Here is a 10,173-nt window from a genome sequence, read left to right on the forward strand (position 1 = left end):
CTACTCCCCCTCCTGGACGCGCAGGAACATCCGGCCCTCGGTGACTTCGATGAGCTGCGTGTCCTTCTCCAGGGTGCGCTGGATGCGCAGCATGGGCTTCGAGTCCTGGTACAGGTGCTGGATGGACGTCTCGCTCTTGTCCGTCTTGCCCAGCAGCAGGTGGTTGCCCTGCGACTCCTTGGGGAGCCGCGCGCCGGGGCGCCACTCCAGGAAGCGGTCCATGCGCGCGTGCTGGTAGCCCAGCGACACCAGCACCCGCGTCCCCTTGTCCATGGGGAAGTAGAAGTGCCCGGGCTGCTGGTGCGGCTCGTACGGGACGCGCACCTCCTTGTCCCACAGGTGCAGCTTCACCCGGTACGACTCCACGGACGTCTCGTCATCCTGGCGGATCTGATACGTGCGGTCCGGCTCCCCGCCCTCCTCGCTGACCACCCGCCCCTCCGCGAGGAAGGGCCAGCGCGGCGGCCGGAAGCGCGGGCGCCGGAAGGTGGGGTCCGCCGCCTCCTCCAGCGTGGCCTTCAACTTCAGCTCGTAGTCGTTGGCGTCGCTGTCCGGGTCGTGCGCGGCGTCGTCCTCCACGGCACTGGCCTCCAGCTCCAGCGTGTGCAGCCGGTACTGCTTCTCGTGCGTCGCGGCCTGCGTGCTGAATCCCCCCAGCGTGTAGAGCCCGTTGAGCACCAGTGACACGCGGGGGTAGGCCGCGAAGGACAGCCGCACCTCCGGGCCCTCCAGCTGCTGGCGCTGCGTCTCCACCGTCACCCGGTCCGTGAGCGTGCCCTCCAGCGTGGAGGTGACCAGGCACTCGGTGATGACGCCTGGGATGGCGTCCGCGTTCTCCACCGCCTTGCGCTTCGTGCCGGCGTCCACGTAGCTGTTGAGCACCGACAGCGCGTCCCGCCGCGGCTCCGGGTAGCGCAGGTCCACCTGCATCACCTCGTCGCGGGAGAGCACCAGCGGCTCGCCGCCTTCGGGCTTCGCGGCCGCGAGCGTGTACCTCCCCGTCGCGTAGTCCAGGAACATGCCCGCGTGCATGCGCGCCTGCACCCAGTGCAGGAAGTCCAGGAAGCTGGCGCCGGAGTCGTCATCCGCGCCCAGCCCCAGCGCGTGGAGGCCGTGCGCCGTCCCCGCGGCCTCCCATTCGTAGGCCACGTCCAGGCCCTGGGGCGTGTTCGCCTGGATGACCGCTTGCAGCGTCTCATCCACCCACACGCCGCTGGGGAAGTGGCGGCGCCACAGCATCGCGGCGGGGTCCACCATGCGGATGCGGTAGCGCCGCTGCATCACCGGCGCCTCCGCCACGTTCTCCAGCGAGCGCTCGCGGACGTGGCGCTCCTCCACCCGCCCGATGAGCTTTAGCGGCAGGGCCTCCGCGCCCTCGCGCCCCTCCGCCTGCGCGCCGTAGCGGCGGTCGATGGTCAGCGTCGCCTTGATGGGCTGCGTGCCGGTGAAGGGGGTGAAGAGCGTGTCCTCGTCCCCGCTCTCCTTGCATTGCACCCACCACTCCACCCGCGCCTCGAAGCCGTAGGAGCGCGCCTCCACCTTCAGGTGCTTGATGCTGCCCGCGGGAAGCGGGAAGGCCTCTTCCCCGACCTTGAGCTCCAGCGTCAGCCGCAGCTGTTCGGTGAACTTCATGGGTCGTCCTCCCCTGCGGTTTCATCCGGAGGCCGCTCGCGCAGACGGCGCGAGCCCGGGTCCAGGAGCAGGTCCATGGGCTCATGGGAGTCACGCATGAGCAGGCGCACCACCAGGCCGGGCGCGCCTCCGTCCGTCGCGGGCGCCTCGTCGATGGCCACCACCTCCACGCGCGGCTCGTACCGCGACAGCGTCTCGCGGATCTCCAGGCCCAGGCCCGCCAGACGCTCCGCGTCCGAGCGGAACCCGGTCTCCGTCAACCCGAAGGCGGGCAGCACGGAGGCCGCGCCCCGCTTGGCCTGGAGCAGGTGGCCCAGGTTGCGGAGCACGGCCTCACGAGGCGTCTCCACCACCCCCAGGAACTTCCGGTGCAGAAAGCCCACGGTCCCCTCTCCTCCTAGCGTCCGGCTGCTTTCGGCGTGCCCATGCTCATGCTCTGCCGGTCGCCTTCGGCGCGCGGAGGCGCGGCCACCGGCACGGACGTGTCGCCCAGGAAGATGAGCTGCCGCAGCGGCTTGCCCTCCGCGCCCGGCAGCCGCTCGTACCCCAGCTGTCCCCGGGGCCCCAGGCGCACGGTCCGCCCGTGCGCGAGCACCGTCAGCACCACCTCCAGCTGCATCCGCGCGGGGACGAGCAGCGGCAGCACGTGCCGGTGGAAGCGGTGGCGCACGCGCGCGGGCCAGTCCCGTCCGCGCATGTCCGCCTCCTCGTCCGCGAACACCTCCACCTGGAAGCCCCCGATGTCCGTCGCGTAGGTGTTGCCCAGGATGCCCGTGCCATCCAGCGGCGTGGGACCGAAGGTGGGCCGCATGCCGGCGAAGCGCGTGCGGAAGGCGCGGCGGACACACGTCACGCGCAGCTCCGGGAACACCTGCTGGAACAGCCACTGGAGCGTGGCCTGCGAATCCACGCCCACCATGCGCAGGTAGAAGCCCTTCGTGCGTTCCCAGTCCCCCACGAGGCTCGCGTCCCGTTCGGGGTGCAGCGCGTCCACCAGCGCCGACAGCAGCCGGTGGTCGAAGAAGCGGATGAAGTCGAGGAACAGCTCCGGCTCCGGCAGCTGTTCGGCCACCTGGAGGAAGTAGCTGGGCAACAGGCCCGGCGTGGCCAGGAGGCCCAGGTTGAGCGTCACCACCACCCGGCGCACCGGGGAGAGGTGGAACGTCACCGCCTCCACCAGCGACGCGGACGCCACCGGCTCCGGGTTGCTTTCGAAGAGCACCCGGTCCCGGCCATAGCCCTGCGTCTCCAGCAGCCGCAGCAGTGGCCCCAGGTCGAAGTCCTTCGCGCGGGCGAGGATGCGCCGCTCCAGCGGGGACAGCAGCGGCGAGGCGCCGTTCATGACCGGAGCCGCCTCACTCGCCCGGCCCCACGAAGGCGCCCAGGTCCACCTGGTAGAACTGCGACAGCGTGCGCCACTCCATCGTGTCCTTGCGCTCCCAGTGCTCCTGGATGTCCCCCACGTGGCGGTTGAGCAGCGCGCCGAACGACGAGAACAGCTCCGGCAGGTAGCGGCGCGGGTCGAACTCCTCCAGCGTCCGGAGCACGTCGTCGCTCACCATCGCGGCCTTCTGGAAGTCGCCGCGCTCCACCAGCACCTCGAAGGCCTTGAGCTTGTCGCACAGCTCCAGCAGGTGCACGGATCCCCGCAGCTGCAGCGGCCCCGTCGTGCGGGGGAACGGCGAGGGCGGCGGGGCCGCCGGCGCCGCGGAGGCCTTCGCGCCGCGTCCCTTCGCGGGGGCGGCCGGCTTCGCGGGCTCCGGGGCCGGCGCGGGAGCGGCCGCGCGCTCCTGCGTCGTCTCCCGCAACCACTGTCCCAGCCCCGCCAGGCCCTGGGCCCCGTTGCGGAACGCGGCGCCTTCCAGCACGCCCTGCAGGGCCTGGATGCCGCGCAGGGCGTCCTTGCGCTTGCCGTCCGTGAAGCCCTTCGTCCACGCCTCCCAGCCCGCGTCCCTCTTGCCGTGGTGATACTTCAGCGTGCTCAGCAGCGTCTGGAACAGCCAGGTCAGCGCCTTGTTGAGCAGCACCGCGGGCTTGGACTTGTCCTTCCCCTCTCCCTGCGCGGCCTCCTCCGCTGCCCCGCGCGCGAGCGCGACCAGCACCTCCAGCACCTCTGGCAGGCGCACAAGCCCGTCCTCGCGCAGCGCCGCGAAGAGGTAGTAGGCCGACAGCCGGACCTCGTAGCCCCCTTCCGCGTCCAGGGCCTCGATGGCGTCCGCCGCTTCCGCGTAGGCCTCCCGCTGCACCAGGTCCGCCACGGTGAGGAAGCGCTGATCGTGCGACTCCAGGCGCTCCAGCGATCCGCCCTCCACGGGGCGCAGGCACAGGCTCAGGTCTCTCATGGTCTGTCTTTCCACTTCATGTTACATGTCTTTCATTCACAAGGACAGACACCCATGGCCATCGCGAAACCCGACGTGCTTGAAATCGAATGCAATTGGCAGACCGGGTTTCAATTCCGGCCCGGCTTCCGGGGCGCGCTGGGGTATCTGCTGGAATGGAATGGCTGTGGGGGGCTCAACCTGGCGAAGGACCTCACCCTGTTCTCCCCCACGGTGGGTGACTTCGGTCCCAAGGCGCAATGCATTGGTCTCATTGAACGGCTGGCCATGAATGGCGCTTCCGGCCCCCTGGACTTCACCGTGTACGTGGGCCGCGTCACGGCCGCGAACGTGCTCAACCACTTCGCCAAGCCCCTGGACAACCTGCGGTTGAAGCTGGCGTGGGCCATCATTGACTTCGATGAAGCGGGTGACACCTGGTTCGAAGCCGCCAAGCTGAAGAGCCCCGCTTCCGCCGAGGCGCTGATGGACACGGAAAAAGGCCGCCCCAAGGTCTTCCTGGACAACCAGCCCGCCACGCTGGGCGAGGACCTGGACATCCGCTTCCACCGCTTCCAGTTCCGGGTGGTGCCCGCGCCCAAGAAGAGCACCACCCTGGAGTTCGCCACCAACTCCCTGGAGCGCCGCGTCACCAAGTGGGGCTCTGACACGTAGCCCCCAAAGCGGAGACGGGGAAGGCGCATCCCGCCCTCCCCGTCCGCTTCAACCTCTTACTTCTTCCCTTCGACGTAGCCCCAGGCGTACACGTCCTTGTCCAGGGAGTTGTGTGCGTATTGGATGTTGCACAGGTGCTCTTTGTCCGGGATGAGCTGGAAGGTCATCTGGCAGAACTTGACGTCCGTGACGCCCACGTTCTCCGGCTCACCCACGTGCAGCATCACCTCGCTGCCCTTCTGGTTCAGCCGGGCGGACATCTCGTTGGCGGGGCCACTGGCCTCGTCACCGAGCGGATAGCACTTCTCGAACCACTTGCCCGCGGCGCTGTCCCACTCGCAGATCCAGAACTTGAGCTGACGGATCTCCGTGTTGGTGATGCCCGTGAAGTCGCCCTTGTTCTCCGGCGAGATGAGCACCGTGAAGTCCATGGGGTCGAGCTTGCCGCCCTCCCACTGGAGCTGCGTGATGAGGCCCACCGCGCGCACGGCCTTCTTCTTGCCCACCTCCTCCAACTTCACACCGTCGTAGTCGCTCTCGCCGTCGAACGGTGTGTAGAAGAGGCTGCTGCTCTTGGGGAAGGCGCTGTCGTCCTTGCCCATCCCCTTGATGTCCAGCAGGTAGCCCACCGGGATGTTCTTCTGGGGGCGCTGCTGGATGGTCTGCTGCCAGTCACACGAAATGCCAAGCGGTCCATCACCCATGGTTTCGGTCCTCCATTTTGCTGCGGGGTTTGTCAGCCGAGCCGCGCATCCACGCGGAGGTCCACGTTCATGCCTTCGAACTGGATGTGCGGGAGGACGGAGAGGTTGCAGTGGTACCAGCCCACCTTGCCGGGCACTTCCGCCACGGACAGGCTGTAGGCCTTGAAGGGGTAGTAGCGCAGCGTCAGGTCATCCGGGTTCACCAGCGTGGTGACGTACCGGGAGATCCACCGGTCCAACTGCTGCTGCATGGACGCCGCGTTGGCGGTGCTGCCGATGTTCTCGCGCATGATGGCCTTCACGTAGTGCGCGATGCGGCTGATGGAGTACGTGTAGGCCATGTTCGTCACCAGCTGCGAGTTCTCCGAGTCCTTCGGGTCCTCGAACACATGGGCCTTCTTGAGGGACTGGACGCTGAAGAAGACGGCCTCCGCGCTGCCCTTCTTGTGGATGAGCGGGATGAAGCCGGCGTTGGCCAGCTCCAGCTCGCGGAAGTCCGGGATGGACATCTCCACGGGCAGCTTCATCTCCTCCTCGCCGCGCAGGTGCGTCAGGTGCACGGGCAGGCCCGCCACCAGGCCGCCGCCCCTGGGGCCGCGGATGTGCTGGCACCAGCCGGAGGTCGCGAACGAGCGCACCAGGTTGCGGGCGAACAGGATGGACGCGTTGCCCCAGAGGTACTCCTCCTCCTTGTCCCCCTTCACCCCTTCCGTGAAGTTCATGCCGGGGGCCGGGTAGGTCTCCGGGTTGTAGGGCGGCCGGACGATGTAGCGCGGCAGCGTGAGGCCCACGTAGGCGGCCTCGTCCGTCTCCCGCAGCGCGTTCCAGGCGGAGTACTTGGGCGAGTCCAGCAGGCTGGACACGTCACGCAGCTGGGACACCTCCTTCATGGTGTCACAGCCGAAGAAGCGCGGGGACACGGACGCCACGAACGGCGCGTGGCTGGCCGCGGCGATCTTCCCCATCGTCTTGAGCCACAGCATGTCCTGCGGCGTGTTGGCGAACTCGAACAGGCCCACCAGCGCGCCGTAGGGGGCGCCGCCGTATTGGTCGTATTCAGCAACGTACAGCTTCTTGAAGAACTCTGAACCGGCGACATCCGCCGCGTTCGTCTCCAGGTCGCTGTAGGCCTCCTCCTTGGAGACGTCCAGCAGGCTCAGCTCGATGTTGGCCTTGAAGTTGGTGTTGCGCACCAGGTCGTTGAGCGCGGTCCACTGCGCCTCCACCTCCTGGAACTCCGGCGCGTGCAGCACGGCATTGAGCTGGTCCGACACCAGCGCGTCAATGGTGCCGACCAGCTCCTGCACCGTCTGCTTGTCGAAGCGGCCCTCGTCCGTGTCTATGTTGTGGACCATGGCCGCCAGGCTGGAGACGAAGCGCTCCTCGGGGGTGGCGTCGTCGGGGATGACCAGCAGGTCGGTCTGGGCGGAGGCGTCGCGCGCGGCGGGCACGGAGCCCAGGCGCACGCTGTTGAGGAACAGCGGAAGGTCCAGCGGCACGTCGGCCACGGCGGTCGTCGCGGTGCTGGAAGACGCAGGAGTGGTGGGCATGGAAGGCGGTCTCGTTCAGGAAGTTCGTGGGGAAGGGCTTGCGCCCGGCATCACGTCGTGGGCGGCTGCGGGTTCGTCGCGGCCAGCTTCGGCAGGCTCATCGACTTGAAGGCAGCCAGCTCCGTCTTCAGCTTCTGGACGGCCTCCGGGTTCTGCGCCAGCTGGCGCACCAGCTGGCGGAACTCCTTTCGGTTGTCCAGGTTGCCCTGCAGCTCCAGCAGCAGCTTGCGCAGCGTGAGCAGCGCGTTGATCTTCGGCACCTGCCGGGCCACGTCCACCGGGCTGAAGGACCTCATCGAGTCCAGCTTGAGGCTCACCTGCAGCGGCGCCGGCGCCGAGCCATCCACCGGATCCTTCTTGTCCACGCGGTTGGGCACGCTGAAGTTCAGCGTCATGCCCATGTTCTGGATGACCTGGTTCAGGTTCTTGCCATCCAGGTTGCGGATCTCCCGCAGATCCAGGTCCTTCTGGCGGTCAATGGAGGTGCCCTTGGAGAAGTCCCCCATCACCAGCAACCGGAACGGAAGCGCCTTGTCCGCCCGGGTGCCATTCACCTGCGTGCGGTAGGTCAGTGTGATGCGTGATTTGGGAATTTCGTCGGTAATGGCCATGAGTACCCCCAAGAACGGAACCGCCGTTTGTGAAGGAATTGATAAACCATACGAATACACAAAAGCAATACACCCCCATCGCATGACCTGACACGATGGGCTTGCGGTCACCCGGGGAGCCAGAAGCGACCCAACCCGTGGTGTTTCCATGCCCTCCAGGGCGAGAAACCAGACAGGGTGGGTCATCGGGGCTGCCTTGACGCCGCTGGCTTCAGGCCAGTAGCGTTTTCCAAACATTGTCACCCAGCCCAAGCAAGCCTTTGCCCCGGGCGGTCCCCGTGACACGAAAGCCTCTCCCGCTCCTGCCATGAACCCAGACACCCTCGCGCGAGTCCTGTGGCAGGAAGGGCAGACCCTGCTGCCCGAACACTTCCGGGCCCAGGAGGAATCCCTCTCCACGGAGGCCCGGCGCTACGCGGGGTTCGCGGGCCTGCCGGTGGTGGGCGTGAGCGCGCTGCGTTTCAACGACGTGCTGCTCGCCAAGGGCTCGGTGGCGCTGGAGGAATTGACCGCGGTGCTGCCGGGGGGGCACCTGGTGGAGGTGCCGGGCAACGCGGAGGTGACGCCGCTGTCGCTCGAGGAGACGGGCCGCACGCGGGTGACGGTGTACCTGCACCTGCTGGGTGAGCTGGAGCCCCGCGAGGACGTCGCGCCCGCGGGCGGGGAAGCCCCCTCGGTGGTGCGCGCGGGACGGCGGCTGTGCCTGTCATTGGAGCCGGTGGTGGACGACACGGTGAGCAGCCTGTCGCTGGCTGTCTTCACCCGGAACGCGGAGGGGCCCTGGCGGCTGTCGGCCACGCACCTGCCGCCGCTGCTCAGCGTGGGGCCCCACCCGTTCCTGGAGCCCCTGTTCGAGCAGCTGGACAGCCTGCTCCAGCAGGCGCGCGGACAGCTGCGAACGTCGCTGCGCGAAGGCCTGGTGCGGGGCGACCGGCTGGCCAGCGCGCGGCGGGCGCTGTGCGAGGTGCGAAGCCTCCAGGTGCTGCGCGAGGACATGCGCCAGGGCCTGCAGCCGCCGCCCTACCCGCTGGTGCAGGCGCTGCGGCGGTTGTACTTCGAGACGTGCTGCTACCTGGAGTCCGAGCCGGACGACGAGCTGCCCGCGTACGAGCACGAAGCGCCGGGCCCGGGGCTCGCGCGGTGGATGGAGTTGCTCACGCGCGGGTTCCGTCCGCAGGCCAGTCCCCTGTCCTACCGGGCCTTCGACTTCCAGGACGGCCACTTCCGGCTCACCCCGCTGCCCAAGGAGACGCCGCCGCCGGACGACTTCTACCTGCTGGTGCGCCGGCAGGAGCGCGACCGGCCCCGCTCCATGGAGGGCGTGAAGCTGGCCAGCCCCCTGCGGCTACCGGCGGTGCGGCGCCAGGCCCTGAAGGGCGTGCCGTACCGGCACGTGGCGTACCCGTCGTTCCCCCACGCCTTCGACGCGGACATCGACTGGTATCAGCTGACGCCCCAGAGCGAGGAATGGCAGTCCGCGACGCGCGAGGACGGGCTCACGTTCTTCGCCACGCCCGCGCTCGAAGGAGCGCAGGTGCTCCTCTACTGGCGCAGGGCCTGACGTCGGACCGACGGGGGAACGGCGCGCATGCCCAAGCTCATCTGCATCATCGAGATGGACAAAGAGAAGGGCCTCATCCTCACCACGGAGGACAAGGACGGGAAGATCCTCCAGACGGTGAAGATGGACGGCGAGGCCATCACCCTGGAGGTGAAGGGGGACAGCGCCACCAGCACCATCGTGCAGAAGCAGGACAGCGTCACGGTGACCTGCAAGTCCTTCGTGCTGAAGGCGGAGACCATCGAGGTGACGTCCACGAAGGCGTCGTCGTGGAAGAGCGACGACACGTTCTCGCTGGAGAGCGCCAAGGCCTTCACGGTCACCACGAAGGACGAACTGACGCAGAAGGCGGCGAAGGACGCGACCATCTCCTCGGACAAGGCCGTGACGCTGAAGGCGGCGAAGAAGTTCAGCGTGGAGGGCGACGACATCCAGGTGGAGGCCAAGAGCGGAGCGGTGGCGTTGAAGGCGCCGTCCATCAAGGCGGAGGGCCAGAAGGACGTCGCGCTGGAGGGGGCGCAGGTGAAGGTGACCGCGAAGGCGAAGCTGGCGCTCAAGGCGGACGGCGTGGCGGAACTCAAGGGCGGCATGGTGAACGTGGGCTGAGGGGGGCGCGATGAAGCTCGAGCACTGGCAGGTCGTCTTCACGCAGTACCGGCAGGCCCAGTCCGTCCTGGACGGGTGGCTGCCGCAATCCGCGCCCGGCTCGGCCGCGGCGTCGGGCATCCTGGGCCGCGACGGCCTGCGCAGGCTCCACGACGAGCTCCTGGAGGTGATTGAGCGGCTGCGTGCGGGCCTGGGCGCCCACGCCCGCGAGGAAGAGGTGCAGGACGCGCTCAAGCCCTTCACGTACCTGGTGGACGAGCGCGTCCTCCTGCGGCTCGCGGACGCGGAGCAGCCGCTGTGGCCGCTCTTGCAGTACCGCCTCTTCGGCGAGGACGGCGGCGGCGAGGCCTTCTACACGCTGGCGGATCAACGGTTGGATCAGCCGGGTTCCCCCCCGCTGCTCTTCGAGATGCTCCACTTCTGCATCACGGCGGGCTTCGGAGGCCGCTACCTGGGCCATACGGCGAAGCTGCGCGAGTACCAGGAGCGGCTGTCCGCGCGCATCGTCACGCC

General features: G+C 68.3%; 11 protein-coding genes. 4 read left to right on the top strand and 7 right to left on the bottom strand.

Features of this window, described 5'->3' with window-relative positions; genetic code table 11:
- The 4 genes from D7W81_RS09060 to D7W81_RS09070 are packed head-to-tail and all read right to left on the bottom strand — an operon-like array spanning window position 1 to window position 3,974.
- Window positions 1-1,632 carry a hypothetical protein gene (locus tag D7W81_RS09060; RefSeq protein ID WP_120554935.1) on the bottom strand — a complete coding sequence of 544 codons (1,632 nt, stop codon included), beginning with the start codon at window positions 1,630-1,632 and terminating at the stop codon, window positions 1-3.
- A complete protein-coding gene (locus D7W81_RS42275) occupies window positions 1,629-2,015 on the bottom strand; it encodes a GPW/gp25 family protein (protein WP_158621500.1) in 387 nt (128 codons plus the stop codon). The genes D7W81_RS09060 and D7W81_RS42275 overlap by 4 nt, the downstream gene beginning before the upstream one ends.
- Before the next feature lie 14 nt (window positions 2,016-2,029).
- Window positions 2,030-2,974 carry a type VI secretion system baseplate subunit TssG gene (locus tag D7W81_RS42280; RefSeq protein ID WP_158621502.1) on the bottom strand — a complete coding sequence of 315 codons (945 nt, stop codon included), beginning with the start codon at window positions 2,972-2,974 and terminating at the stop codon, window positions 2,030-2,032.
- A 13-nt stretch (window positions 2,975-2,987) separates the two neighbouring features.
- Window positions 2,988-3,974, bottom strand: coding sequence for a type VI secretion system protein IglI family protein (locus tag D7W81_RS09070; protein WP_120554936.1), 987 nt, complete (start codon window positions 3,972-3,974; stop codon window positions 2,988-2,990).
- Window positions 3,975-4,028: 54 nt separating this feature from the next.
- Between D7W81_RS09070 and D7W81_RS09075 the strand changes: the two genes are divergently transcribed.
- The gene (locus D7W81_RS09075) at window positions 4,029-4,628 is read left to right on the top strand and encodes a hypothetical protein (RefSeq protein ID WP_120554937.1); all 600 of its coding nucleotides are present in this window, start codon (window positions 4,029-4,031) and stop codon (window positions 4,626-4,628) included.
- A gap of 56 nt (window positions 4,629-4,684) precedes the next feature.
- On the opposite strand, the gene D7W81_RS09080 is transcribed toward D7W81_RS09075, so the two are convergent.
- From D7W81_RS09080 to tssB, 3 genes are read right to left on the bottom strand one after another with little or no spacing between them, the layout of a single operon-like run.
- Window positions 4,685-5,332 (bottom strand): hypothetical protein, encoded by a 648-nt coding sequence (locus D7W81_RS09080; RefSeq protein ID WP_120554938.1) that lies wholly within the window; start codon window positions 5,330-5,332, stop codon window positions 4,685-4,687.
- Between the two features lie 32 nt (window positions 5,333-5,364).
- Window positions 5,365-6,882, bottom strand: a complete 1,518-nt coding sequence (tssC, locus tag D7W81_RS09085; RefSeq protein WP_120554939.1) for a type VI secretion system contractile sheath large subunit — start codon at window positions 6,880-6,882, stop codon at window positions 5,365-5,367.
- A gap of 50 nt (window positions 6,883-6,932) precedes the next feature.
- Entirely contained in the window at window positions 6,933-7,493 is a 561-nt protein-coding gene (gene tssB, locus D7W81_RS09090; RefSeq protein ID WP_120554940.1) for a type VI secretion system contractile sheath small subunit, read from the bottom strand.
- A 307-nt stretch (window positions 7,494-7,800) separates the two neighbouring features.
- Between tssB and tssK the strand changes: the two genes are divergently transcribed.
- The 3 genes from tssK to D7W81_RS09105 all read left to right on the top strand — a co-directional run.
- Window positions 7,801-9,054: a type VI secretion system baseplate subunit TssK gene (gene tssK / locus D7W81_RS09095; protein WP_120554941.1), complete on the top strand. Its 1,254-nt coding sequence runs from the start codon at window positions 7,801-7,803 to the stop codon at window positions 9,052-9,054.
- Between the two features lie 27 nt (window positions 9,055-9,081).
- The gene (locus D7W81_RS09100; protein ID WP_120554942.1) at window positions 9,082-9,660 is read left to right on the top strand and encodes a hypothetical protein; all 579 of its coding nucleotides are present in this window, start codon (window positions 9,082-9,084) and stop codon (window positions 9,658-9,660) included.
- Between the two features lie 10 nt (window positions 9,661-9,670).
- A partial coding sequence (locus D7W81_RS09105) for a DotU family type IV/VI secretion system protein (RefSeq protein WP_120554943.1) occupies window positions 9,671-10,173 on the top strand: 503 nt, incomplete at its 3' end.

The sequence above is a fragment of the Corallococcus aberystwythensis genome, from assembly GCF_003612165.1.
Taxonomy (GTDB): Bacteria; Myxococcota; Myxococcia; order Myxococcales; family Myxococcaceae; genus Corallococcus; species Corallococcus aberystwythensis.